This is a genomic window from Streptomyces sp. NPDC026659 (genome assembly GCF_040638245.1).
Lineage (GTDB): Bacteria > Actinomycetota > Actinomycetes > Streptomycetales > Streptomycetaceae > Streptomyces.
Map to the genome: position 1 here is coordinate 16915 of NZ_JBEZXY010000010.1, position 24435 is coordinate 41349.

Here is a 24435-nt window from a genome sequence, read left to right on the forward strand (position 1 = left end):
AGTCCAATGTCCCCTAGGCTCGGCCGGGTGATTGACACCGTTGTGTTCGACGTCGGCGAGACGCTCACCCGGGACGACCGCTACTGGGCATCCTGGGCTGACTGGCTCGGCGTACCCCGCCACACCCTGTCTGCCCTCGTCGGAGCCGTCGTCGCCCAGGGACGCGACAACGCCGACGCGCTGCGGATCCTCCGTCCGGGCATCGACCTAGTCGCCGAGTACGCGGCTAGGGAGGCCGCTGGCCGAGGTGAGTACCTGGAGGAGGGTGACCTCTACGACGACGTCCGGCCTGCCCTCTCCGGACTCCGGCGGGCCGGGGTGCGTGTCGTCATCGCCGGGAACCAGACCGAGCGCGCGGGGCAGCTCCTGCGTGCGCTCGACCTGCCCGCCGACGTCGTCGCCACGTCGGGGGAGTGGGGGGTGGCCAAGCCTCAGCCGGAGTTCTTCCATCGCGTCCTCGACGTCGCCCAGGCGCCCGCCGACCGCACCCTCTACGTCGGCGACCACCCCGCCAACGACGTGATCCCGGCGGCTGCGGCCGGGCTGCGGACCGCGCATCTACGCCGGGGCCCGTGGGGCAGCCTGTGGGCGTCCGGGGACGCGGTGAAGGCAGCGGACTGGCGTATCGACAGTCTGATGGATCTGCTCGACATTGCCGCCCACTGAACGACGAAACGGCTTTGCTGGAGAGGCGGGGCCGTTCGCGTACCCGTAGCGCTTCGCCGCGAGTACTGTCCGGGATGGATGAGCCGAACTGGAGCAAGTATGGCCACACTTGCCTATCCCGGGGCAGGCCAGCGAATCGCCTATCGACGGCGGCTGGCGCGTATGACCCAGCAGCAGCTCGCGGACGTGGCGGGAGCTTCCCTCGGCACAGTGCGCAAGATCGAGCGAGGCGAACGGAATCCCAGCGAGGAGATGCTGGAAGCGTTTGCCGATGCCATGGGTGTGGACGCGGCCGTACTCAGGTACGACGCCGAGCCGACGCGCACGTCCGTGCACGCGGCGCTGCCCGATCTGTCGGCCGCCATCGCCACGTACGACCTGCCCGAGGACGGACCGGTGCGTCCGATGAGCGCCCTGCGCGCTGCGGTGAGCGAGGCGGCCCGCTGGCGGGTGGCCGCGCAGTACACGCGGATCGCCCGTCGCCTGCCCGACCTCCTGACTGAACTGGCCCGCGCCTACCACGCGGCGTCCGGAGCCGAGCGCATCGAGCTGGCCCAGCTCCTCGTGCGCGCCTACCGCTCGGCCGACGCCGTCGCCTACAAGTTCGGCGCCCACGACCTGAGCGCCCGCCTCATCGACCTCATGCGTTGGGCCGCTGTCGAAGCGGACGACCCGCTCACCACTGCCACGGTCGCGTACGTACGCACCGAGACCTACTTCGCCGCCCGCGCGCACGCGGCCGGGCTGCGCGCCCTGGAGCAGGCCCTCGACAAGGCACCGGCGCCGGACGGTACCCGGCAGGCCGCGGCGCGCGGGGCCCTGCACATGCGGGCCGCCGTCATCGCAGGGCGAGCGGCCGACGCCGCAGCCGCGCAATTCCACATGGCGGAGGCACGGGTCCTGGCCGACCGACTGCCGGAGGGCGTCTACTGCGGGACCGCGTTCGGCCCGGACTCGGTACGTGCCCACGAGGTGTCCGTGGCGGTGAGCCTCGGCAGGGACCACCTGGCCCGCGCCCTGGACATCGCCCACGAGTGGAAGCCGCCTGCTGATCTTCCGGCCGAACGGCGGTCCGGGTTCTACATCGAGCTGGCCCGCGTGCAGCTCTGGTCCGGGCAGCCGGACCACGCGTTCGAGTCGCTGAAGGTCGCCCGCCACATCGCCCCGCAGCACACCCGCGAGCATCCGTGGGTGCGCCAGGACGTGGCCGTGGTCCGCCGGCTGAAGCGTGCCGACGCCGAGTCTCTCTCGAACTTCGCCGAGTGGTGCGCCGCGTCCTGACCAAGTACCCCTAGGTACCCCTCGCTGGGGTACTTGCACACGTCCTCGGCCCCCAATCTCTTGCAGGCGCGGACTTGGCGGTTGGGGCACGGGCAATGCAGGAAGCGCACACACTCCAGACAGTCACCGACCGTCGCGTGAGCGTGGTCCGCCTTTGTCCAGGCAGAGACCGTGTCCGGCCGATACGAGCTGCGGCTGCCAACCTCTCGCGGTGGCTTCCGCCCATGCTCTGCAAGTGCCAGGCCAGACCCGACGGCCGCGTCACCGGCCCGGGGGGGGCAACGCCCGGAACAGCGAGGGAGCGTCGACATGAAGCACCGTACCGCCTTGGGTAGACCACCGTGCGGAGGGCGCCCGGTGAACGGCGCGACGGTGAGAAGGCCCTTCATCACGGGTATCACGCGCGCCGGAGCCTCCCTGTTCCTGGACCAGAGGACGCTGCCGCGTCACGGCGTCGTGCAATCCTTCGAGGCCGACTTCCGTGCGGCGCTTGCCGAGTTGATGCCGCGCGTGGAGGAACTGGCCGTCGGCCGGCCCGACGACGACACCGCTGCGGAGGCAGTCCGGGCCGCGCTCGCTGAAGCCCGAGACCGGCTCGCCGAGCAGGAAGCCCCGGGACTGCAAGGCGAGTTCGTGCGGGTAAAGCAGCTCGCCACATCCGTGGTCTGCATGTGCGACCACCTCGACGTGCTCAGCAGCCTGGGGATGTGCCCGCTGTGTGACCAGCCGATCAAGCCCGGCGAGCCATGCGAACTGAACGCGCGGGTTGGCCGCGTTCACTGCCTCTGCGCGACCCCCGCCCGTCGACCCTGACGGCGACCGTGCTGCTCGGCCGGCACAGGGCGCCATGACGGCCGCTTCTTCACGACCAGCGCGTCTGGCTGGATCACCTTACGAAGACCTGGATGATCTGAAGGCCCTGGCCGCCCGCTTCCCGGTAGCGGAAAGCCAGGGCCCCCGACCGCCGTCGGGTCAGCGGTTCACCGACCGCATCCCCTCCTCGTCGTACCGCTCGCCCGACACCTCTGGGAGTTCCGCGTCGATGCGCGCCAGGTCCTCGGGCGTCAGCTCGATGTCGACGGCGGCCGCGTTCTGTTCGAGGTAGGAGCGGCGCTTGGTGCCGGGGATGGGGACGATGAAGTCGCCCTGGGCGAGGACCCAGGCGAGGGCGAGTTGGGCGGGGGTGACGTTCTTCTCCTCGGCGATTTCCTTGACCTTGGCGGCGAGGCGGAGGTTGGCGGCGAGGTGGGCGTCGGTGAAGCGGGGGTTCTGGCGGCGCCAGTCGTTGGGGTCCAGCTCGTCGGGGGAGGAGAAGCGGCCGGCGAGGAAGCCGCGGCCGAGGGGGGAGTAGGCGACGAAGCCGATGCCCAGCTCGCGGCAGGTCGGCAGGACCTCGGCCTCCACGTCCCGGGACCACAGGGAGTACTCGCTCTGCACGGCCGTGATGGGGTGGACGGCGTTGGCCCGGCGCAGCGTCTCCGCGCTGGCCTCGCTCAGGCCGATGTGCCCGATCGTGCCGTCGGCGACCAGCTCGGCCAGCGCGCCGACCGTCTCCTCGATGGGGACCTTGGGGTCGACGCGGTGCTGGGAGTAGAGGTCGATGCGGTCGGTGCCGAGGCGCTCCAGGGAGCCGCGTACGGAGCTGTGCACGTGCTCGGCCGAGCCGTCCTGGGGGCCGACGGTGGACATGTCGCCGGGTACGGCGTCGTCCATCCGGTAGTTGAACTTCGTGGCGAGGACGTAGTCGTCGCGGTGGCCCCGGATCGCCTCGCCGACCAGGGACTCGTTGGTGAGCGGCCCGTACATCTGGGCGGTGTCGAGGAAGTCGATGCCCAGTTCCCGGGCGCGGTGGATGGTGGCGATGCCCTCCTTCTCGTCGGCCGTGCCGTAGAACGCGGACATTCCCATGCATCCGAGACCGATACTCGAAACCGTCAGGTCCCGCAGGTTGCGCTTTCGCATCGTCCAGCCCTTCCGTACTCGATCATGGCCACCCGTACGGCACGAAGCCCCTCCTCCATCTAGCGACGGAATCGCCCGCCCGGCATCCCGTGGGGGACGCCGGGCGGGCGGCGGGCCGTACCGCGCCGGGTGGTCACGACGCTAGGTGCTGGAGTGCGCTCCAGCGCAAGTCGGCTGTTCAGACGTGCGAGTCAGCCGTTCGGATGCGCGAGTCAGCCGTTCAGGCGCACCGGCAGCTCGAAGAGGTCGTTCTGGGTGACCACCGGCTTGTTGCGCAGGTCGGCGGCCGGGACGGCGAGGTCCAGGTGCGGGAAGCGGGCGTACAGCGCGGGCAGGGCGACCCCCGCCTCCAGGCGGGAGAGTGCCGCGCCGGGGCATACGTGCGGGCCGTGGCCGAAGGAGATGTGCCGGTTCTTCGTCTCGCGCGTGATGTCGAACTCCCCGGCGCTCGGCCCGTGCGCCTCCTCGTCGCGGCCGATCGCGCCGTACGACACGATCAGCGCGTCCCCGGCCGGGATGACCTTGTCGCCGACCGGCACGTCCTCGGTGGCGAAGCGGATCAGCACGTGCGAGGTCGGGGTGGACCAGCGCAGGGTCTCCTCGACGACAGCCGACCAGTCGGCCTGCCCGGACAGGACCAGGGCGCGCTGGTCGGGGTGGGCGGAGAGGTTGACGACCGCGTTGACGATCAGGGAGATCGTGGTCTCGTGACCGGCGGCCACCATCAGCTGGAGGGTGGAGACGATCTCCTCGTCGGTGAGGTGGTCGCCGTCCGCCGAGGCACGGATCAGGGCGCTGGTGAGGTCGTCGCCCGGCTCCGCCCGCTTGGCCGCGACCGTGGCCGCCATGATCCCGGCCAGCTCGGTGAGGGTCGCGAGAACCTCGGCGGGCGGGGTCTGGGTGGAGAAGAACTTCTCGAACAGCACCTTCAGGCGGGGGAGTTCGGCGGCGTCGATGCCCATGAGGTCGGCGACGACGAACATCGGCAGGGGGTAGGCGAAGGCCGCCTTCAGGTCCACCGTCTCGTCACCGGCGGGCAGCGCGTCCAGGAGGTCCTGGGTGAGCTTCTCGATGCGCTCGCGCATCAGCTCCACCCGGCGCGGGGTGAGCGCCTGCGCGACCAGGGTACGCATCCTGCGGTGGTCGGCGCCGTCCACTGTGAGCATCGAGCGGCCCGGGTTGGCCAGGCCGATCAGCGGCCAGTCGGCCGGGATCTCGCCGCGCCGCCAGGCGCTCCACACGTTGATGTCCTTCACCAGACGGGGGTCGGTGAGCAGCGCCTTGGCCTCGGCGTGGTGCGTGACCGCCCACACCGGCACACCGCCGGGCAGCTCCACGGCGGCGAGCGGCCCGGCCGCGCGCAGGGCCGCGCTCTCGCCGTCCAGGTCGGTGACGAAGGGATCGAGGGGGATCGGGGACGTCGCGGTACCGGTCGTCATCGTTGACATGCCTCCCAGGCAGGGGTCGGAGTACTGCGCGTCGCGCCGGGGGCGGCCCCCGGAACCCGGCCGCAGGAGCGTCCTGCGGCCGGGGTGACGCGAAATCAGAGGGCGGGTACGTCAGAGGGCGGGTACGGGCGTGAACCGGACGGGCAGCTCGGTCAGCCCGCGCAGCCAGGGCGAGGGCCGGCGGCTCAGGGACCCGGTGGGCACCGCCAGATCGATGTCCGGCAGCCGGTCGAGGACGACCTCGATGCCGGTGCGCGCGATCACCTCGGCGATCTCCTGCGCGGGGAACGGACAGCGGTGCTCGCCGTGCCCGAAGGAGAAGTGCGCGTTGTTGCCGCCGGTCAGCGCCGAGGCGTCGGTGCGCACCTGGGGATCGGAGTTGGCGCCCTGGAGGCCGAGCAGCAGCAGATCGCCCGCCCGGATGCGGCGGCCGCCCAGGTGGGTGTCGCGGGCCGCCCAGCGCCCGGCCACGTTCTGGGTCGGGGTGTCCTCCCACAGCACCTCGTTCATCGCCTCGGCGACGCTGTTGCGGCCGCCGAACAGCGAGGCGGCGAACCGTTCGTCGGTCAGCATCAGCCGCAGCGAGTTGCCGATCCAGTCGGCGGTCGGCTGGTGGCCGGCCGCCATCATGACCATCAGGTCCTGGACCAGCTCCTCCTCGGTGAACCCGCTGTCGTCGGCGAGCATGCGGGAGACGACGTCGTCGGCGGGCTCCTTGGCCCGCTCGGCCACCAACCGGGCCATGGAGGAGGCCAGATGGGCCTGGCCCGCCAGTGCCCGCTTGCGGCCGTCGATCATGTCGTTGAGCGCGGTGACGAGCCCCGGTCCCTCCTCGTCCGGGAAGCCGTACAGATGCGCCAGCACCCGTACGGGCAGCAGCCCGGCGTACTGGCCCACCAGGTCGGCCTCGCCCGAGGAGCACAGCGAGTCGATCAGCTCGTCCGCGAACCGTTCGGCCTGGCCCCGGAGTTCGAACGGGTCCACCGACTCCAGCGCGTTGCTGATCATCGCCGCGCGCTGGCGGTGCCGTTCGCCGACGGTGTAGAGGATCGACGGCTGGCGGTGGCCGATCATGGGGAGCAGCGGCCAGTCGTCCGGTACGTTCTCCCACTGGTTCCACAGCTCGGAGTCGCGGCTGAACAGCACCGGATCGCCGGTGACTTGATGCAGCTCGCGGTAGCCGAGGACCAGCCACGCGGGCAGGTCGCCGTCGAGCAGCACCGGCACCACGTTGCCGTGGTCGCGGCGCATCTCCCGGTACAGCTGGGCGGGTTCGGTCTGGAACCGGGGTCCGCCGAGGGGCACGGCGTCGGACATCACACCACCTCCGGGGTCAACGGCCCCGCGGCCGCGGCGTATTGATTGCGCACATGCTCGACCAGGGTGATCAGGACCCGCTTGGCCGACTCGCGGTCACGGGCGTCGCAGTCGATCAGCGGAATGTCCGGATCGAGGTCCAGGGCGGCACGCACCTCCTCGGAGGCGTGCACCGGGCCGCCGAAGTCGTTGCAGGCCACGATGAACGGCGTGCCGTGGTGTTCGAGGCGGTCGATGGCGTACCAGGAGTCGTCGATGCGCCGGGTGTCCACCAGCACCACCGCGCCGAGGGTGCCGGAGAACAGCCGGTCCCACAGGAACCAGAACCGCTCCTGGCCCGGCGCCCCGAACAGATACAGGATGTTGTGCGCGTCCAGGGTGATGCGGCCGAAGTCGAAGGCGACGGTCGTCGCGGACTTGCCGCGCACCTGCTCGATGTCGTCCACCGACACACCGGCCTGCGTCATCGTCTCCTCGGTGTTGAGGGGACGGATCTCGCTGACCGAGCGGACCAGGGTGGTCTTGCCGACGCCGAAGCCGCCCACGACGACGATCTTCAGACCGTTGTCGGCGGAGGCACCCAACGGGGTGCGCGCGTCAGAGATTGCGGAGTCCAACGAGCACCTGTTCCAGGATGTCGGGGTCGGTGATGGCCGGCCGGTGCGGATGGCGTGCGCTGACGCGTCCCTGGTCCAGCAGGTCGCCAAGGAGCACCTTGGTGATGCCGACGGGCAGCCGCAGCTCGGCGGCGATCTCGACGACCGAGGTGGGGAACTCGGTCATCCGCAGGATCGCCACCATCTCCGACTGCATACCGGGCGTGGGCGCCGACTCGGCGACGACCAGCGTGACCAGGTCGAACGGGTTGTCGGGAGTTGGGCCCACACGTCCGTGCGTGATCGTGTAGAGACGGTCCGGGGCGTCGTCCCTGCCGGGACGGCTCATGAGGAACGGGGCGGAGCGGTCAGGTGCTCACCGATCTGCTCCACCAGTTCGCTCATGGTGTGGCCCACGACTCCGGGGTCCGCGTCGTCGCTGGTGATCACCGCCAGGTGGGCTCCCGAGCCCGCCTCGACGATGAACAGCACACCGCCGTAGAACTCGGTCATCGCGGAGCGGACCCCGCCGCTGCCGTCCCCGAACTCCACGGACGCGCCCTGCGACAGGGACTGGATGCCCGCGGCGATCGCGGCGAGCTGGTCGGCCTGGTCGACGGACAGCTCGGGCGAGCGGCACAGCTTCAGCCCGTCCCGGGACAGCACGAGCGCGTGCCGCGCACCCGGCGTCCTCTCCAGCAGCCCCTCCAGGAGCCAGGTCAGCTTGTCGTCGGCGGTGGTCGGGCCGGTCATGAAGTGGGGCCTTCCGGGTGCGTGGGGTGGTGCTCGGACGAGGAGGAAGAGGCGGCGGGTGAGGTGCCGCCGGGGGGTTCGGTGCGGGGAGCGTCGGCGTGGTCGGCCGCGGGTGAGTCGCCAGGGGCGTCCGCCGGGTGGTCGTGGGCCGGGCTGTCGCCGGGGGCCGCGTCCTCGGTGGCGCGGATGCGGGTACGGCGGGCGGCGCCGCCGGTGTGGTCCTGAACGGGGATGCGCTCCGCGCGGGCGGAAACGGCGTCCACTGTCGCGGGGGTGTCGGCGGTGTGCGGGCCGGACTCGGCCACCGGTTCGTCGGACGTGCCCTGCGGGCGGGAGCCGAGCGATTCGGGGCGGGGCCCGGCGGCTGTCCGGGCCGCGCGGTCGGCGGCGGCAGTCACGCCGTGCGGGAGAGCCCCGGCCGGGGGCTCGTGGGGCGTGCCGTCGCGGCGGGAGGTGTCCGATGCGGTGTCGGTGGCGGTGATGCGGGCTGCCCCGGTGCCGGGGCCAGTGCCGGTGTTGGTGCCAGTGCCGGTGGTCGGTCGCGCCGACCCCGACGGCTCGGCGGAGGTGTTCTTCCCCGGACCGCCGGACGGCCTCACCGCCTTGCGGAAGCTCGTGAAGCGGGCCGCCCGGGTCTTGGCCTGGTCCGGATCGGGGGTCGGGGCCGGGTTCGCGGAGCGGGCCGCGCGGGAGCGTTCGGCCTCCGCCAGGGTGCGGCCCCGGCGGCGGCGCGGGAGCGTGTCCGACTCCTCCGGCTCGGCGTCGACCGGCGCCGGAAGGGCCGTCGGGGGCACCCGCTCCGGCGGGACCGGGCTCGTCAGGATCTCCTGCGGGACCAGCATCAGCACACCCGTGCCGCCGCGAGCCGAGGGCCGGAAGGAGACCTTGAGGCCGTGCTTGCGCGACAGCCGGCCCACCACCGCGAGCCCCAGTCGGGTACCCGTGAGGCCGCCGAGCCCGGACACGTCACCGGTGACCGCCTTCTCCGCGCGGCGCAGCTGCACGTCGCCCATCACCAGGCCGCTGTCCTCCACGGACACGATGACCCCGGCCGGGACCTCCTCCACGTACACATGGACCTCGGCGGTCGGCGGCGAGAAGTTCGTCGCGTTGTCGAGGAGTTCGGCCAGCGCGTGCATCACGCCCTCGGCCGCGTGCCCGGCGACGGCGGCATCGCTGGTGGAGTGCACCCGCACCCGCCGGTAGCCGCCGATGCGCCCCATCGCACCGCGCAGGATGGACTCCAAGGCGATCGGTCGCGCCCACCGCCGGCCCGAACGGGCCCCGGTGAGTACGGCGATGGAGTCGGCGAGGCGTCCCGCCTGGGCCGTACGGTGGTCGAGGTGGAGCAGATCGGTGAGCACGTCCTCGTCGGTGTGCCGGTCCTCCATCGCGCGCAGGTCGGCCAGCGTGGCCGTGGCGAGGGCCTGCATCCGGGCCGCCGCGTTGGAGGTCGCCGAGACCGCCGCCGCCCGCTCGCGCCGGGCCTGCTCCAACTCCTCGCGGACGGACTCTAGTTCGGAGCGCAGTTCGTCGAGCGAACCCGCGCCGTCCCGCTCAAGCCGCTGCCGCTCCTCCTTGAACTCCACTCGCTGGGCGGCGAGTTCGTTGATGAGCCGCTGCTGTTCCCGGCGCGCGTCCTCCGTCTGCCGGTCGCGCTGCTGGGTGAGCCGGGCGATGTCCCCGGCCGCGCCCTCCAGACGGCGGCGCAGCAGGCGCCCGGTGTGGACGCCGTACGCGGCACTCGCCACGGCGGCCGAGAGCAGGACCGCGGCCGGAATCCCGCACCACAGCAGCGCGTTGCGCGCCGGGTCCGGCGCGATCGCCACCGCCACGGCGAGCGCGAGCACCGAGAGGGCGGCGGTCGCGGCGAGCGCGGGGGCGAGCGCGCGGAGGGAGGAACGGTCGCCTGATTGCTTGGGCGCGGTCATCGGTCCGGTGTGGTCCTCGCGGCAGATGGGGGATGAGAGAGGGGAGATGAGAGAGGGCAAAAAAAGGGGGGAACAAAACGGGAACGGCGGAGCGGCGCGGGTCGGCTGACGGAAAAACGACTGTCTCGGTGAACCGGCGGTCACTATACGAGAGTTGATGATCAAAGTGGAAAGAAAGCAGCGGCAGTCCATGAAGTGGACGTGCAAACCCGCGCGTTGGCCGTGAACCGGGCGCCCCGGGGCCGTATGCGCATACGGCACGGAACGCCGGACGCCCCCGGGCCGCGCGAGGTTGAGCCCCCGGGTTCCGATTCTTGTCACGGAGCCGCCCCCGCCGAAGATCTTGACGACCGGCCTCCGGCTCGCTGAACTGTGACGGCCGTCCCGCACCCGGGCACGGCAGGGGGAGGGGGCGACGTGTGGGTCGGGGCTGCCGGGAACGACCGGGCATCGCGCCTCGCGGGCGGGGGCATGAGCGAGGGCGCGACCAGGGGCGGGCACACCCCGATGATCCGCGCCGCGCTCGCGCGGCTCGCCCGGGGCGCCGGACGCGTACTGCGGGGCGAGTGGCACGCCATCGTCGTCGACCCGGTGCGCAGACTCGCCCACCGCGGGCTCGCGGGGCTCCCGCTGGGCTTCGTCGCCGCCTTCGGGGTCATCTTCTTCCACGACATCGCCCAGCACCCGGCGGGCGCCGCCTGGGTGCGACGTCTCGGCGGCGTCACCGCCGACCTGCCCCTGTGGCTGTCCCTGCTGCGCACCCCCGTCTCGCTCTACGTCCCCGCCCTCGACCTCCCGGTCTGGGCGGGCATCACCCAGCTCTTCCTCGCCTTCGCGCTCGCCGAACTCGTCCTCGGCCGCGCCCGCACCCTCTTCATCGCCTACGCCACGACCCTGGCCGGCACCCTCACCGCGCGGGCGATGATCGCGCTCGGCCCGGACGGCTGGTGGGGTCTGGGGCTGCCGCCGGAGGCGGGGCAGGTCCTCGACACCGGCCCTTCGGCGGCGGTCGTGGGCCTGTTCACCTATCTGGCGGTGGTCCGCCGGGCACCCGTGGTTTTCACTCTGACAGGCGGATCGATGGTGTGGGAGTCCATCGCCGTCCCCAACCTCGCGGGCCGCGAGCACCTGATCGCGGTGGGCGCCGCCGTCGTGCTGGGCTTCCTGCACACCCACGGCGCCCGGCTGCGCCACCTCCTGCGATTCCCGGCGGTACGACGCGCACGGCCCCTGGCGGTACGACGCGCACGGCCCCCGGCGATACAACGGGACCTCCCCCGTGCCCCCGCCCCGGCCTCCGCACCGCCTCCTCCCGCGCCCGCACGCGCGGTCACGTCAGCGGGGCCACGTCAATGTGACGGTTTTCGCACCTCGACCGGAGCCGGCGCCCCCTAGTGTTTCCGCGAGATACCGGGGCAGGGCTTGGCTGACACGATGGTGTACGTCGCCGGCAGGCTGAAGGGAATCCGAGATGTTCCGCAAGGTGCTGGTCGCCAACCGGGGAGAGATCGCGATCCGGGCGTTCCGCGCGGCCTTCGAGCTGGGCGCGCGCACGGTCGCCGTGTTCCCCCACGAGGACCGCAACTCGCTGCACCGGCTCAAGGCCGACGAGGCGTACGAGATCGGGGAGCAGGGGCACCCCGTGCGGGCCTACCTCTCCGTGGACGAGATCGTGGCGGCCGCCCGCCGGGCCGGAGCCGACGCCGTCTACCCCGGCTACGGCTTCCTCTCGGAGAACCCCGAGCTGGCCCGCGCCTGCGAGGAGGCGGGCATCACCTTCGTCGGTCCCAGCGCGGCCACCCTGGAACTCACCGGCAACAAGGCCCGCGCGGTCGCCGCCGCCCGCGCCGCCGGAGTTCCCGTCCTCGCCTCCTCCGCGCCCTCCAACGACGTGGACGAACTCGTGCGCGCCGCAGGCGAGATCGGCTTCCCCGTCTTCGTGAAGGCGGTCGCGGGCGGCGGCGGCCGGGGCATGCGCCGGGTCGAGGACCCCGCCCAGCTGCGCGAGTCCATCGAGGCCGCCTCCCGCGAGGCCGCCTCCGCCTTCGGCGACCCGACCGTCTTCCTGGAGAAGGCCGTCGTGGACCCCCGCCACATCGAGGTACAGATCCTCGCCGACGGCGAGGGCAACGTCATCCACCTCTACGAGCGTGACTGCTCGGTGCAGCGCCGCCACCAGAAGGTCATCGAACTCGCCCCCGCGCCCAACCTCGACCCCGAGCTGCGCGACCGCATCTGCGCCGACGCCGTACGCTTCGCCCGCGAGATCGGCTACCGCAACGCGGGCACCGTGGAGTTCCTGCTCGACCGCGACGGCAACCACGTCTTCATCGAGATGAACCCGCGCATCCAGGTCGAGCACACGGTGACCGAGGAGGTCACCGATGTCGACCTGGTCCAGGCCCAGTTGCGCATCGCCGCCGGGGAGACCCTGGCCGACCTCGGCCTCTCCCAGGACCGGATCACGCTGCGCGGCGCCGCCCTCCAGTGCCGTATCACCACCGAGGACCCCGCCAACGGCTTCCGCCCCGACACCGGCCGGATCAGCGCGTACCGCTCGCCGGGCGGCTCCGGTATCCGGCTCGACGGCGGAACCACCCACGCGGGCACGGAGATCAGCGCCCACTTCGACTCGATGCTGGTCAAACTCACCTGCCGGGGACGGGACTTCCCGACCGCCGTCGGCCGCGCCCGGCGTGCGGTGGCCGAGTTCCGCATCCGGGGCGTCGCCACCAACATCCCGTTCCTGCAAGCGGTCCTGGACGACCCGGACTTCCGGGCCGGGCGGGTCACCACCTCGTTCATCGAGGAACGGCCGCAGCTTCTGACGGCGCGTCACTCGGCGGACCGGGGCAGCAAGCTGCTCACCTACCTGGCCGACGTCACCGTCAACAAGCCGCACGGCGAGCGCCCCGACCTGCCCGACCCGGTCGCCAAGCTGCCGCAGGTTCCGGCGGGCGAACCCCCGGCGGGTTCACGGCAGTTGCTCGTCGGTCTCGGCCCCGAGGGCTTCGCCCGGCAGCTGCGCGAGTCCCGCACCCTCGGCGTCACCGACACCACCTTCCGCGACGCCCACCAGTCACTGCTCGCCACCCGGGTGCGCACCAAGGACCTCCTCGCCGCCGCCCCGGCCGTCGCGCACACCCTGCCGCACCTGCTCTCCGTGGAGTGCTGGGGCGGCGCCACCTACGACGTGGCGCTGCGCTTCCTCGCCGAGGACCCCTGGGAGCGGCTGGCCGCGCTGCGCGAGGCGATCCCCAACATCTGCCTCCAGATGCTGCTGCGCGGCCGCAACACCGTCGGCTACACGCCGTACCCCACCGAGGTCACCGACGCCTTCGTGCAGGAGGCCGCCGCCACCGGTATCGACATCTTCCGCATCTTCGACGCGCTCAACGACGTCGACCAGATGCGCCCCGCCATCGAGGCCGTGCGCGAGACCGGCACCGCCGTCGCCGAGGTCGCTCTCTGCTACACCGCCGATCTCAGCGACCCCGGTGAGCGGCTCTACACCCTCGACTACTACCTGCGCCTCGCGGAGCGCATCGTCGAGGCCGGGGCCCATGTCCTCGCGATCAAGGACATGGCGGGCCTGCTGCGGGCGCCCGCCGCCGCGAAGCTGGTCACCGCGCTGCGGAGCGAGTTCGGCCTCCCCGTGCATCTGCACACGCACGACACGGCCGGCGGCCAGCTCGCCACCTACCTCGCCGCGATCCAGGCGGGCGTCGACGCCGTGGACGGCGCGGTCGCCTCGATGGCCGGGACCACCTCGCAGCCCTCCCTCTCGGCCCTGGTCGCCGCGACCGACCACTCCGACCGGCCCACCGGGCTCGACCTCGCGGCCGTCGAGGAGCTGGAGCCCTACTGGGAGAGCGTGCGCAAGATCTACGCCCCCTTCGAGGCGGGCCTCGCCTCCCCGACCGGGCGCGTCTACCACCACGAGATCCCCGGCGGCCAGCTCTCCAACCTGCGCACCCAGGCCGTGGCCCTCGGCCTCGGCGACCGGTTCGAGGAGATCGAGGCGATGTACGCGGCCGCCGACCGCATCCTCGGCCGCCTGGTCAAGGTCACCCCGTCCTCCAAGGTGGTCGGTGACCTCGCGCTGCACCTGGTCGGCGCCGGAGTGTCACCGGCGGACTTCGAGGAGACCCCGGACCGCTTCGACATCCCCGACTCGGTGATCGGCTTCCTGCGCGGCGAGCTGGGCACCCCGCCCGGCGGCTGGCCCGAGCCGTTCCGCACCAAGGCGCTGCGCGGCCGCGCCGAGCCCAAGCCGGTGCCCGAGCTGTCCGCAGAGGACCGCGAGGGGCTGGCCAAGGACCGCAGGCCCACTCTCAACCGGCTGCTCTTCCCCGGGCCCACCCGCGAGTTCGACGCCCACCGTCAGTCCTACGGCGACACCGGCGTCCTGGACAGCAAGTCCTTCTTCTACGGGCTGCGCCCCGCCAAGGAGTACGCCGTCGACCTGGAGCCGGGGGTGCGGCTGCTGATCGAGCTCCAGGCGGTCGGCGAGGCCGACGAGCGCGGGATGCGTACCGTGATGTCCTCGCTCAACGGCCAGCTGCGCCCCATCCGGGTCCGTGACCGCTCGGCGTCCTCCGACGTACCGGTGACCGAGAAGGCCGACCGTGCGAACCCGGGCCATGTGGCGGCGCCGTTCGCCGGAGTGGTGACCCTCGCCGCGGCCGAGGGGGACGAGGTCGAGGCCGGGGCGACCGTCGCGACCATCGAGGCGATGAAGATGGAGGCCACCATCACCGCGCCGAAGGCCGGCCGGATCGCCCGGCTCGCCATCAACCGCATCCAACAGGTGGAGGGCGGCGACCTGCTGGCCGAGATCGTCTGACCCGGCCGGTCGCCGCCCTCCTGCCACCGGCTCCGGGAGCCCTGCCGCCGCTCCCGGAGCCGATGACCCTCAGTCCCAGAGCGGGTACGTCATGACCTGCTTGAACCCGTCGGGACGGGCGTCCTTGTAGGTCAGCGTCATCCGGGTGAAGTGCCGCACCCCCGGCTCCTTCTTCCACTCGGCCGGGCGGTCGAGCCGCACGGTCACCGGGTAGCCCCTGAAGGTGCCCCGGGCGCAGTACGGGTCACAGTTGTTGACCCAGTTCACACCCTCGGCGATCGCCTTGCCGTCGTTCCACTTCGTCCAGTGCAGCCCCAGCAGACGGCTGTTTCCGTCGCCGCAGGCCAGGATGAAGTCCGCCGGACGCACATCGCGCTGCCACAGGCAGTCGACCAGGACGGGCCGGGAGGCGTCGGTGTGCGCGGCGGAGTCGTCCGGGGGGCTGGCCGAGGCCGTGGTCATGGCCGCCGTGAGCAGCGCCCCCGCCGCCAGGGTGACCGCCGTTCCCATCAGTTTTCCGCGCATGGTCGCTCCCACCTGTAGCGCCGTGTCCGACCGTGTGCGCACCGACGCTACGACCCTTCGCTCAAATGCACCAGTTGCGCAGGTCACACCGTATGTCCGGGTGTGAAGCGGGTCACGGAACGCCTTCCCGGAGGGTCTGTGGATCAGCTATGCGGGACCGTCGGATCGGCTGTGGGACACGGTCAGCCCGTAGAAACCGACCTTCGCGCCGTTGACCGTGCTGTCGGAGGAGGACTGGTTGTAGGACCCGGCCTTGAAGTACTGCCGGTACGGGGAGAACGAGGGCGGGATGCCGTAGCGGGTGGTGGTGCCGTTGACGGTCAGCTCGATCGTGTTCCCGCCGGTGACCGCGATGGTGTAGGTCCAGGTCTTGCCGAGGGAGACATGGCCGACCGGGTGCTGGGTCTGGCCGCCGGCGGGGGAGTCCTCGGTGCCGAGCACGATGTCGCCGTTCGCGCGGTAGTACAGCTCGGCCAGCGGCTTGGTGGAGGAGCCGCCCGAGCCCAGATGGATCTGGCCGACGCACACGTTCTTGGTCACCGAGACCACGCGCAGGGTCGCGCTCAGCCGGTGCGAGCCGGAGAGTTTCCAGTCGGCGGCGCTGCCGTCGCGGTTCATCTCGCGCAGCTCCGAGCGCGCGTAGTTCGAGTTGGGCGTGGTGACGCCCTTCTCGGGCGCCCAGAAGGTCATGGCGCCGTCGCGGGTGTCGGTGAAGAAGTACGCGTCCTGGTAGCCGTTCGCGCCGCGCAGCCGGGACGAGGGGATCGTGGTGGGGGCGCCGGGGGAGCCGACCGGCTCCTGGAGCTGCCAGACCGAGAGGTCGAAGTTGCCGCCGGGTGCGACATGCGGATCGGCTGCCTGCGCGCTGCCGCCGAACACGCCGAGCGTGAGGGCGAACGCGGTGGCGGTCGCCGCCGTGAGGAGCCGGGAGCGGGTCGTGTGGGGGGTCATGTGGGGGGTCCTCCCGTAGGACCGGACACGCCCGGAGTTCACGGATGTGAACTCCGGGCGCATCCATGGACGTTGACGACCCGGAACGTAAAGGTTCGGACCATCACCGTCAAGAGGTCAGCCCGCGGTCAGCAGGAGCCCTCGTCCTGCCAGGCGCCCCAGTCGGAGCCGTTCGGCGCCTCGTTCTGGGTCCACCACTTGGCCTTCCAGTTGTGCCCGTTGTACGAGGCCTCGTCCCCGCTGACGTACACGGCCGACGAACTCCAGGCGGTCTTGCAGGAGTTGCCCGGGGTCGACGGAGTGGGCGTCGGGGTGGGGGTCGGGGTCGGCGTGGAGCCGGGCGGGGTGGCCCCCGCGAACTTCACCGAGAACTTGGCGAATTCCCACGGGCTCTGGGCCACGCTGGAGCAGGACCCGGACGTGCGGCCGCCGTTGTCGGCGGGGGAGCACTGGCGATCCCGGTTCAAACTCCAAAATGTGAAGCGGTCCATGTGGTGGCTGGTCGCGAAGTCCAGCACCGTCTGGAAGTCCGCCTGGGGGAAGTACTCACCGGCGTCACTGCGGCCGTTCATCCCGGAGAAGCCCTCGTGCGCGTACGCCGTGGCCTCGTTCCACCCGAAGGTGGACTGCAGGATCGCGTTGAACTTGGTCAGTGCGCCGGTCTGGCTCGCCGCGCCGTTGAAGCCGCCGTCGAAGGGCATGATGGAGAAGTTGTTCGGGGTGAACCCCTGCGACTTCGCCTCCAGCAGCATCTGCTTGCCGAACCAGCCGGTGCCGTCCGCCGTGCCCGGAGTGGTCACGGAGACGTACAGGCCGGGGTTGTTCTGCTGGAGGATCTTGGCGGCGCCGATCTCGTTCTTGATGGCCGCGGTGTTCTCGTACTCCGGCTCCTCCAGGTCGAAGTCGATCGCGTGCAGCCCGTACTTGGTGATGACCTGCTGGTACGCGGCCGCCGTGCTCGCCGCGTCGGAACAGGTCTGGCCGAGCTTGGTGCCGCCGTACCCGCCGATCGAGACGGAGACGTCACCTCCCTTGGACCGGATGGTGTTGATCACCGACTGGACGGCGGTGTCGGAGGAGAGCGACGAGGTGCCGCCCCAGGTCGGGGTGCAGCCACCGCCGTTGGGCGCCAGGATGAAGGCCAGTTGGAAGGCCTTGAGTCCGGTGGCGTCCATGATCGCGGCCGCGTCCGGAGGATCGTTGTCCTCCGGCATCAGGTACGGGGCCGCCGCGTACCAGCGGTTGTCGAGGGCGCTGGGTGCACCCGAGGCGCTGCCCGCGGCGAGAGCGGTGGTGCCGGCCGCGGCCAGTCCGACCGCGGCGGCCGCGCCCAGACAAGCGCGAAGACGTCCCACTACGTGCCTCCATGGGGGGTGGGGGATGGGGAAGACCCCAGCCTCTTGGTGTGACCTCGTTTTGGTCTAGTCCAATGCGCACACTTGGACTGGACCAAACGAAGTCTTTACCCGCGTGGAGGATTAACGTCCGCTGTGTACAAGACAGTTGGCGAACCAGCCGATCTGCGCGGAACCGTGGCGGAGTGTCGGCCGACTGAGGCACCCTTGACAGGTGCGTACTGTTTCGCGACGTTTGAACGTCGGCGCAGGGCGGGGGGACGGCAAAGACATGAGCGGTAACAGGGGTGGGGCACGCCATGCGGCGTCCGGGACGGCGACGCCGGAAGGGCGGTCGATCTGAGGTGGAGATCACCATCCACAGACCCGGCGAGCTGACCTCGGCGCTGCGCGGGGCCTGGCACCGGGCGATGGACGAGTCACCCGAGTACGCCAATCCGTTCCTGGCGCCCGAGTTCGCCATCGGGGTCGGCCGCCATCGCCCCGGTGTGCGGGTGGCGGTCCTGCGGGAGGGCGGCGAGCCGGTCGGCTTCCTGCCGTACGAGCGCGGGCCGTTGGGCACCGGCCGGGCCGTCGGCCTCGGGCTCTCCGACTGCCAGGCCCTGGTGCACCGGCCCGGAGTCACCTGGGACACGGGCGAGTTGCTGCGCGCCTGCGGGCTCAGCGTCTTCGAGTTCGACCATCTCGTGCAGGAGCAGCGGCCGTTCGCGCCGTACGTCACCGGCACCTTCGCCTCGCCGGTGATCGACGTCAAGCCCGGCGACGGCACCTACGCCGACTGGCTGCGCGCCACCTATCCGGGGCTCGCCAAGACCACGCTGAAGAAGGAGCGCAGGCTCGGCCGGGACATCGGCGAGGTCCGGTTCGTCTTCGACGAGCGCGACCCGAAGGCGCTGCGCACGCTCATGCGGTGGAAGTCCGCGCAGTACCGCCGCACGGGCCGGATGGACCGGTTCTCCCGGCCGTGGATCGTGGACCTGACGGACCATCTCTTCCATGTGCGCGCCGAGCATTTCACCGGCGTCCTGTCCGTGCTGTACGCGGGCGACCGTCCGGTGGCCGCCCACTTCGGGCCACGCTCCAGCACCGTGCTGGCCGCCTGGTTCACCGCCTACGACCCCGAACTGCACTACTACTCGCCGGGGTTGATGATGCATCTGCGCACCGCCGAGGGGGCCGCGCGCGGCGGGGTGACCCTGGTGGACCTCGGGCGTGGCGACAAGGAGTACAAGGACTGGCTCAAGACCCGCGAACTGCGGGTCGGTGAGGGCTTCGCGGCCCGGCCCCATCCGGTCGCACTCGCCCAGCGCATGTGGCGCCGTCCGGTGCGCGGGCTGCGCAACACGGTGCTGGCCCATCCCCGGCTCCGCGAACCCGCGGACCGGCTGCTCAGGACGGTGGGCGAACTGCGCACGCAGGGGCGCCCCCGCCGCTGAAACCGCTTATTGAACACGGGAGTTGACGACCGGCCGGACCACATCGCGTGGTCCGGCCGGTCTCGTCGTGGTGTGAACGGCCCGTCGGTGTGAACGTCCCTGTTGCGTGAAGGATTTGAGTCCCGAAGGCTTGCCGCCCCTTTGGTTCATCTCTTAAATCAAAACATGAACTAAGTGGGGAGGCCGGTATTCCGGTCCCCGAGCCGCAGGAGCCGCCACATGAGACTGAGATCTTTGGGAGCAGCGTTCGCCGTCACGGCGGCCCTGCTCGCCCTGCCCACCGCCCATCCCTCGGCCCGAGCGGCCGAAACCCCCCTCTCGCAGGGCCGCACGACCACCGCCTCCTCCGAGGAGAACGCCGGAACCCCCGCCGCCGCGGCCGTCGACGGCGACACCGGCACCCGCTGGTCCTCCGCCGCCACCGACGACCAGTGGCTGCGCGTCGACCTCGACGCGAGCGCGACCGTCACCAGCGTGGTCCTGAACTGGGAGGCCGCCTACGGCAAGGACTACAAGCTCCAGATCTCCGACAACGGCACCAGCTGGACCGACCTGAAGTCCGTCACCGGCTCCGACGGGGGCACCGACACCGTCGACGTCTCCGGACAGGGCCGCTACGTCCGGATGCTCGGCGTCCACCGGGCCACCCAATGGGGCTACTCCCTCTGGGAGTTCCAGGTCTTCGGCACCTCCGGCGGCAGCCAGGCCGGCTGCGACACCGCCAACGCCGCGCAGGGCAGGGCCGCCACCACCTCCTCCACCGAGAGCGCGGACTTCCCCGCCTCCGCCGCCTTCGACGGAAACAACAACACCCGCTGGTCCAGCCAGGCTTCGGACCCGCAGTGGCTCCAGGTCGACCTGGGCTCGGTCAAGGACCTGTGCGGGGTCGACCTGCGCTGGGAGGCCGCCTACGGCAAGGACTTCCGCATCGAGGCGTCCACCGACGGCCAGAACTGGAGCACGCTGAAGTCCGTCACCGGCGCGAGCGGCGGCAACGCCTCCTACGCCGTGAGCGGTTCCGGCCGCTACGTCCGTCTCTACGGCACCGCGCGCGGCACGGTCTACGGCTACTCGCTCTGGGAGTTCGCCGTGCACACCGGCACCACCGGCACCCCGCCGGTCGAGGGCGGCGGCGACCTCGGTCCCAACGTCATCGTCGTCGACCCCTCGACGGCGAACCTCCAGCAGAAGTTCGACGACGTCTTCTCCCGTCAGGAGTCGAACCAGTTCGGCTCCGGCCGCTACCAGTTCCTCCTGAAGCCCGGCACCTACAACAACATCAACGCCCAACTCGGCTTCTACACCTCGGTATCCGGTCTCGGCCTGAACCCCGACGACACCCAGATCAACGGCGACATCACCGTGGACGCGGGCTGGTTCAACGGCAACGCCACGCAGAACTTCTGGCGTTCGGCCGAGAACCTCGCGATCCGCCCGGTCAGCGGTGACGACCGGTGGGCCGTCGCGCAGGCCGCGCCGTTCCGCCGCATCCACGTCCAGGGCGGCCTCAACCTCGCCCCGAACGGCTACGGCTGGGCCTCCGGCGGCTACATCGCCGACTCGAAGATCGACGGCACGGTGGGCCCGTACTCCCAGCAGCAGTGGTACACCCGTGACAGCTCGGTCGGCGGCTGGACCAACGGCGTCTGGAACATGACCTTCACCGGCGTCCAGGGCGCGCCCGCGACCAACTTCGACAACGGGCCGTACACCACGCTGGACAACACCCCGGTCTCCCGCGAGAAGCCGTTCCTCTACCTCGACGGCAGCACCTACAAGGTGTTCGTCCCCGCCAAGCGCACCAACGCGCGGGGCGTCTCCTGGCCGGCCAACGCGGGCAGCTCGATCCCGCTCGACCAGTTCTACGTCGTCAAGCCCGGAGCGACGGCCGCGACCATCAACGCCGCCCTCGCCCAGGGCCTCAACCTCCTGTTCACGCCGGGTGTTTACCACCTCGACCAGACCATCGAGGTGAACCGCGCCAACACCGTGGTCCTCGGCCTCGGCCTCGCCACCATCGTCCCCGACAACGGCATCGACGCGATGCACGTCGCCGACGTGGACGGCGTGAAGCTCGCCGGGTTCCTCATCGACGCGGGCCCCGTCAACTCCGACACCCTGCTGCGAATCGGCGCCCCCGGCTCCACCGCCGACCACTCCGCCAACCCCACCACCATGCAGGACGTGTTCGTGCGCATCGGCGGCGCGGGCCCCGGCCTCGCCACCAACTCCGTCGTGGTCAACAGCAACAACGTCATCATCGACCACACCTGGCTCTGGCGCGCCGACCACGGCAGCGGCGTCGGCTGGGACACCAACCGCGCCGACTACGGCCTGCGCGTCAACGGCAACGACGTACTCGCCACTGGGCTGTTCGTCGAGCACTACAACAAGTACGACGTGTACTGGGCCGGTGAGCGCGGCCGCACGATCTTCTTCCAGAACGAGAAGGCGTACGACGTGCCCAACGCGGCCGCCGTCACCCACGACGGCATCGTGGGCTACGCGGCCTACAAGGTCGCCGACTCCGTCACCACGCACGAGGCCTGGGGGCTGGGCAGTTACTGCAACTTCACGTCCGACCCCTCGATCGTCCAGGCCCACGGCTTCCAGGTGCCGACCGGCTCCGGCATCAAGCTGCACGACCTGCTGGTGATCTCGCTGGGCGGCAAGGGCCAGTACGCCCACGTCGTCAACAACACGGGCGCGCCCACCTCGGGCTCGGACACCATCCCGTCCAAGGTGACGCGGTTCCCGTAGCGGCGTTCGGGGACGGCCGGTCGCGTGCGGCGGACCGTCCCCGAACCGCCCCGTCCCGAACGGAGTAGCTGCGCGGGCGCGCCGGGGTCGGTGCCGCTGTGATGGAAGGGTCCTGATCTCGAGCAGTGAGGCACCTCATGCGTATGCGCGGCATTGCCACAACGGCCCTTCTCGCGGGCTCCCTTGCCCTCGCCGGTACCACGGCGGCCCACGCGGCGGACCCCGACCCGACGACCGGCGTCGCCGTCGGCAGCCCCGGCGTCGCCTCCGGCAACGTCATCCAGGTGCCGATCGAGATCCCGGTCAACCTGTGCGGCAACACGATCAACGTCGTCGGCCTGCTGAACCCCGCGTTCGGCAACGTCTGCGTCAACTCCTGACGCCCACCACGAGCCGGCTCCCCGCCCGGGGAGCCGGCTCGTGGCTGTCCGGTTTCAGACCGGGCGCCGGAACAGCGCGGTCCACAGGAACGGCACGCCCATCACCTCCGCGTCCCCGTCCTGCTCGCGCATGGGACGCAGCTCCACCTCCGTGAGGTCCTGAAAGATCCAGCGCAACGACTCCGCCGTGTACGCGAGTCCCCCGTGCAGCCTGCCGTCCCGGTACAGCTCCGCGTCGGACACCTCCGACCCCATGTGCCCGGCGGCGAAACAGGTGAGCGCGAAGTGCCCGCCGGGTGCGAGGACGCGGTCCAGGAGCCGGAGATAGCTCACGCGCCGGTGCGGCGGCAGATGATGGAAGCAGCCGGAGTCGTAGACCAGCCCGTACGGGCCGCCGAGTTTCTCCCGCGGCAGCTCGAAGGCGTCACCCCGGTGGAAACGCACCTTCGCGCCCGTTTCCCGGGCCCGCTCCTCGCCCCAGGCGACGGCAGCGGGCGAGAGGTCGACGGCGTCCACCTCGAAACCGCGCGCGGCCAGGTGCAGCGCGTTGCGGCCCGGCCCGCAGCCCAGATCCAGGGCGCGGCACGGCTCGATCAGGCCGCGGTCCAGGTGGGAGACCAGGTTCTCGTCGGGCTTGGCGGGGAAGAACGGCACCGGGCGGGAGCGGTCGCCGTAGAACGAGTCCCACCAGGAGGACGCGCCGTCCGTCCACCGGTCGGCGTCCGGCGCGAACAGGCCGTCGAGCAGCCGCAGTACGTCCTCCGTCGTGCGTATGTTCCGGTCCATCCGGTCCCCGCCCTTCCTCGGCCGGGCGGCGTCCGAGGTGCGCCGCCCGGCGGAACGCTAGTGCGGCCGGTGACCGTCCGCCAGCAGGTATTCCGTCGCTGGTCAGGCGTCGGACGGCACCGGCTCGGGGTTGTTCGGGGTGGGCCGGGAGGCCGGGCGGTGGCCGCGCAGGAGAAGGCGCCGGGCCGGGCGCTCCACCGCTTCGTAGAGGAGCCAGGAGAGGGCCAGGGACAGGGTGAAGGCGGCCGCGGTGACGCCGAGGCCTGCGAGGAGGCCGAAGCGGGGTTTGGCGCCGAGGACGGTGATCCCCGCGCGCAGGACCAGCAGGTGGATCATGTAGAACGCGAAGGACAGCTCCCCGAGCCGGACCAGCCGGGGGCGCCGCCACAGGGAGGGCAGGCCGCGCAGGTCCGCGAGGGCCGCCGCCGGGATGAGGGTGACGAAGCCCGCCAGGGTGCAGGCCGTCCCCGTGTAGCCGCCCCGGATCTGCGGGACGAGGAAGTAGCCCAGCAGGGCCAGCGCGAGCGACGCCTCCAGGCCGGGGCCGCGCCAGCGCCCGAGCAGCACCAGCCGCGCGGTCACCGCGCCGAGCACGAACTCGGGCAGCCGCGCGAGGGGCAGCGAGTACAGCGGCTGGTGCAGCCAGTGGTGCGAGTCGGCCCGCGCCAGCACCAGCACCGCCACCACCGCGAGCGCGCCCAGCACCACCGTGCCCCGCGCGCCGAGCCGCCGCAGCACCAGGAAGAGCGCGGGGAAGGCCGCGTAGAAGAACGCCTCGCAGGCCAGCGACCAGCTGACCGGGTTCAGCGTCTGCCACCAGGGCTGCCACCACGAATGCACCAGCAGCACGTTGGCCGCCGCCTGCCGGACCCGCGGTCGCGGCAGTCCGCTCAGCGTGTACGCCATCACGAACGCGACGACGAGGGTGACCAGGTGCACCGGGTAGACGCGGGCGATGCGCCGCCGCCAGAAGCCGAGCGCCCGGTCGCCCGGCCGGGCCGACCACATGAGGACGAAGCCGGAGAGCACGAAGAAGAACGACACCCCGGTCGCCCCGGGCCCGAACGCCCAGGCCACCAGGCGCCCCGGCTGTCCGCCGAAGTACCCGAAGTTGTTCACGTGCAGTCCGAAGACCAGCAGCGCCGCCATCCACCGCAGTCCGGTGAGCGAGGGCAGGGAAGGTCTGGGGGTGGCCGAGAGGGAGGCGGGGGCCGTGGCCGAGCCGGTCCGGTCGGGCGGCGTCCGGGTCGTCCGGGTCGTCGCCGTGCTCATCCGATCACCTGCCGCTGGAGGTTCGCGTGGGGCATGAAGGGGAGCGTTGCCCCGTCCGCGCCCCTCATTCACATCACGCGGGGAACATCACACTGCTGCCGAACGAGACAGCCGCCGCCATGCCACGGACGGCCCTCCCGCCGCACCCGAACGAGTGAGGGCGCACCGGT

Annotated in this window: 20 protein-coding genes; 8 read left to right on the forward strand and 12 right to left on the reverse strand. The window is 71.5% G+C overall.

Annotated elements, in window-relative coordinates; all coding sequences use genetic code 11:
* The first annotated feature begins 27 nt into the window (after positions 1 to 27).
* The 3 genes from AB0E91_RS24155 (at position 28) to AB0E91_RS24165 (ending at position 2760) form a co-directional block, all read left to right on the forward strand.
* Positions 28 to 666 carry an HAD family hydrolase gene (locus tag AB0E91_RS24155; protein ID WP_361785592.1) on the forward strand — a complete coding sequence of 213 codons (639 nt, stop codon included), beginning with the start codon at positions 28 to 30 and terminating at the stop codon, positions 664 to 666.
* A 99-nt stretch (positions 667 to 765) separates the two neighbouring features.
* Positions 766 to 1947, forward strand: coding sequence for a helix-turn-helix transcriptional regulator (locus AB0E91_RS24160; RefSeq protein ID WP_361785595.1), 1182 nt, complete (start codon positions 766 to 768; stop codon positions 1945 to 1947).
* Between the two features lie 357 nt (positions 1948 to 2304).
* On the forward strand, positions 2305 to 2760 hold the full coding sequence (locus AB0E91_RS24165) for a DUF6415 family natural product biosynthesis protein (RefSeq protein WP_361785597.1): 456 nt from the start codon (positions 2305 to 2307) through the stop codon (positions 2758 to 2760).
* Positions 2761 to 2919: 159 nt separating this feature from the next.
* Here AB0E91_RS24165 and AB0E91_RS24170 read toward each other — a convergent pair whose 3' ends face one another.
* The 7 genes from AB0E91_RS24170 to AB0E91_RS24200 all read right to left on the reverse strand — a co-directional run bounded on the left by AB0E91_RS24170 (position 2920) and on the right by AB0E91_RS24200 (position 9954).
* The gene (locus tag AB0E91_RS24170; RefSeq protein ID WP_361785600.1) at positions 2920 to 3909 is read right to left on the reverse strand and encodes an aldo/keto reductase; all 990 of its coding nucleotides are present in this window, start codon (positions 3907 to 3909) and stop codon (positions 2920 to 2922) included.
* A 212-nt stretch (positions 3910 to 4121) separates the two neighbouring features.
* On the reverse strand, positions 4122 to 5348 hold the full coding sequence (locus tag AB0E91_RS24175; protein ID WP_361785603.1) for a cytochrome P450: 1227 nt from the start codon (positions 5346 to 5348) through the stop codon (positions 4122 to 4124).
* A 120-nt stretch (positions 5349 to 5468) separates the two neighbouring features.
* Positions 5469 to 6674, reverse strand: coding sequence for a cytochrome P450 (locus AB0E91_RS24180; protein WP_361785606.1), 1206 nt, complete (start codon positions 6672 to 6674; stop codon positions 5469 to 5471).
* Complete coding sequence (locus AB0E91_RS24185; protein WP_361786212.1) at positions 6674 to 7258, reverse strand: ATP/GTP-binding protein; 585 nt, start codon at positions 7256 to 7258, stop codon at positions 6674 to 6676. Before AB0E91_RS24185 ends, AB0E91_RS24180 begins: the two co-directional genes overlap by 1 nt.
* A 13-nt stretch (positions 7259 to 7271) precedes the next feature.
* A complete protein-coding gene (locus AB0E91_RS24190; protein ID WP_161179941.1) occupies positions 7272 to 7619 on the reverse strand; it encodes a DUF742 domain-containing protein in 348 nt (115 codons plus the stop codon).
* Entirely contained in the window at positions 7616 to 8023 is a 408-nt protein-coding gene (locus AB0E91_RS24195) for a roadblock/LC7 domain-containing protein (protein WP_199582433.1), read from the reverse strand. The genes AB0E91_RS24190 and AB0E91_RS24195 overlap by 4 nt, the downstream gene beginning before the upstream one ends.
* Complete coding sequence (locus tag AB0E91_RS24200; protein WP_361785610.1) at positions 8020 to 9954, reverse strand: ATP-binding protein; 1935 nt, start codon at positions 9952 to 9954, stop codon at positions 8020 to 8022. The genes AB0E91_RS24195 and AB0E91_RS24200 overlap by 4 nt, the downstream gene beginning before the upstream one ends.
* Positions 9955 to 10461: 507 nt before the next feature.
* Between AB0E91_RS24200 and AB0E91_RS24205 the strand changes: the two genes are divergently transcribed.
* Together AB0E91_RS24205 and AB0E91_RS24210 are read left to right on the forward strand one after the other, a co-directional pair.
* Positions 10462 to 11349: a hypothetical protein gene (locus AB0E91_RS24205; protein ID WP_361786215.1), complete on the forward strand. Its 888-nt coding sequence runs from the start codon at positions 10462 to 10464 to the stop codon at positions 11347 to 11349.
* A gap of 76 nt (positions 11350 to 11425) precedes the next feature.
* Positions 11426 to 14800, forward strand: coding sequence for a pyruvate carboxylase (locus AB0E91_RS24210; RefSeq protein WP_361785613.1), 3375 nt, complete (start codon positions 11426 to 11428; stop codon positions 14798 to 14800).
* A 69-nt stretch (positions 14801 to 14869) separates the two neighbouring features.
* Here AB0E91_RS24210 and AB0E91_RS24215 read toward each other — a convergent pair whose 3' ends face one another.
* From AB0E91_RS24215 to AB0E91_RS24225, 3 genes are all read right to left on the reverse strand, one after another.
* On the reverse strand, positions 14870 to 15325 hold the full coding sequence (locus tag AB0E91_RS24215) for a hypothetical protein (RefSeq protein ID WP_361785616.1): 456 nt from the start codon (positions 15323 to 15325) through the stop codon (positions 14870 to 14872).
* 147 nt (positions 15326 to 15472) lie between these two features.
* Positions 15473 to 16276 (reverse strand): polysaccharide lyase family 7 protein, encoded by an 804-nt coding sequence (locus tag AB0E91_RS24220; protein WP_361785619.1) that lies wholly within the window; start codon positions 16274 to 16276, stop codon positions 15473 to 15475.
* A 128-nt stretch (positions 16277 to 16404) separates the two neighbouring features.
* Positions 16405 to 17631, reverse strand: a complete 1227-nt coding sequence (locus tag AB0E91_RS24225; protein ID WP_361785622.1) for a chitinase — start codon at positions 17629 to 17631, stop codon at positions 16405 to 16407.
* A 344-nt stretch (positions 17632 to 17975) separates the two neighbouring features.
* On the opposite strand from AB0E91_RS24225, the gene AB0E91_RS24230 reads away from it, so the two are divergent.
* The 3 genes from AB0E91_RS24230 to AB0E91_RS24240 all read left to right on the forward strand — a co-directional run bounded on the left by AB0E91_RS24230 (position 17976) and on the right by AB0E91_RS24240 (position 22207).
* Complete coding sequence (locus tag AB0E91_RS24230; protein ID WP_361785625.1) at positions 17976 to 19067, forward strand: GNAT family N-acetyltransferase; 1092 nt, start codon at positions 17976 to 17978, stop codon at positions 19065 to 19067.
* Between the two features lie 219 nt (positions 19068 to 19286).
* Entirely contained in the window at positions 19287 to 21827 is a 2541-nt protein-coding gene (locus AB0E91_RS24235; RefSeq protein ID WP_361785628.1) for a discoidin domain-containing protein, read from the forward strand.
* Between the two features lie 143 nt (positions 21828 to 21970).
* A complete protein-coding gene (locus AB0E91_RS24240; RefSeq protein WP_361785631.1) occupies positions 21971 to 22207 on the forward strand; it encodes a chaplin in 237 nt (78 codons plus the stop codon).
* Positions 22208 to 22261: 54 nt separating this feature from the next.
* Here the strand turns inward: AB0E91_RS24240 and AB0E91_RS24245 are convergent, their stop codons facing one another.
* Both AB0E91_RS24245 and AB0E91_RS24250 read right to left on the reverse strand, forming a co-directional pair.
* Entirely contained in the window at positions 22262 to 22993 is a 732-nt protein-coding gene (locus AB0E91_RS24245) for a class I SAM-dependent methyltransferase (protein ID WP_361785634.1), read from the reverse strand.
* A 102-nt stretch (positions 22994 to 23095) separates the two neighbouring features.
* Positions 23096 to 24265, reverse strand: coding sequence for an acyltransferase (locus AB0E91_RS24250; RefSeq protein WP_361785637.1), 1170 nt, complete (start codon positions 24263 to 24265; stop codon positions 23096 to 23098).
* Positions 24266 to 24435: the final 170 nt, after the last annotated feature.

Coding starts and splice junctions, on each gene's coding strand:
- AB0E91_RS24180 (WP_361785606.1), bottom strand. CDS start 6,674: ATGTCCGACGCCGTGCCCCTCGGCGGACCCCGGTTCCAGACCGAACCC.
- AB0E91_RS24250 (WP_361785637.1), bottom strand. CDS start 24,265: ATGAGCACGGCGACGACCCGGACGACCCGGACGCCGCCCGACCGGACC.
- AB0E91_RS24220 (WP_361785619.1), bottom strand. CDS start 16,276: ATGACCCCCCACACGACCCGCTCCCGGCTCCTCACGGCGGCGACCGCC.
- AB0E91_RS24190 (WP_161179941.1), bottom strand. CDS start 7,619: ATGAGCCGTCCCGGCAGGGACGACGCCCCGGACCGTCTCTACACGATC.
- AB0E91_RS24205 (WP_361786215.1), top strand. CDS start 10,462: ATGATCCGCGCCGCGCTCGCGCGGCTCGCCCGGGGCGCCGGACGCGTA.
- AB0E91_RS24240 (WP_361785631.1), top strand. CDS start 21,971: ATGCGCGGCATTGCCACAACGGCCCTTCTCGCGGGCTCCCTTGCCCTC.
- AB0E91_RS24210 (WP_361785613.1), top strand. CDS start 11,426: ATGTTCCGCAAGGTGCTGGTCGCCAACCGGGGAGAGATCGCGATCCGG.
- AB0E91_RS24175 (WP_361785603.1), bottom strand. CDS start 5,348: ATGACGACCGGTACCGCGACGTCCCCGATCCCCCTCGATCCCTTCGTC.
- AB0E91_RS24170 (WP_361785600.1), bottom strand. CDS start 3,909: ATGCGAAAGCGCAACCTGCGGGACCTGACGGTTTCGAGTATCGGTCTC.
- AB0E91_RS24215 (WP_361785616.1), bottom strand. CDS start 15,325: ATGCGCGGAAAACTGATGGGAACGGCGGTCACCCTGGCGGCGGGGGCG.
- AB0E91_RS24195 (WP_199582433.1), bottom strand. CDS start 8,023: ATGACCGGCCCGACCACCGCCGACGACAAGCTGACCTGGCTCCTGGAG.
- AB0E91_RS24200 (WP_361785610.1), bottom strand. CDS start 9,954: ATGACCGCGCCCAAGCAATCAGGCGACCGTTCCTCCCTCCGCGCGCTC.
- AB0E91_RS24235 (WP_361785628.1), top strand. CDS start 19,287: ATGAGACTGAGATCTTTGGGAGCAGCGTTCGCCGTCACGGCGGCCCTG.
- AB0E91_RS24245 (WP_361785634.1), bottom strand. CDS start 22,993: ATGGACCGGAACATACGCACGACGGAGGACGTACTGCGGCTGCTCGAC.
- AB0E91_RS24160 (WP_361785595.1), top strand. CDS start 766: ATGGCCACACTTGCCTATCCCGGGGCAGGCCAGCGAATCGCCTATCGA.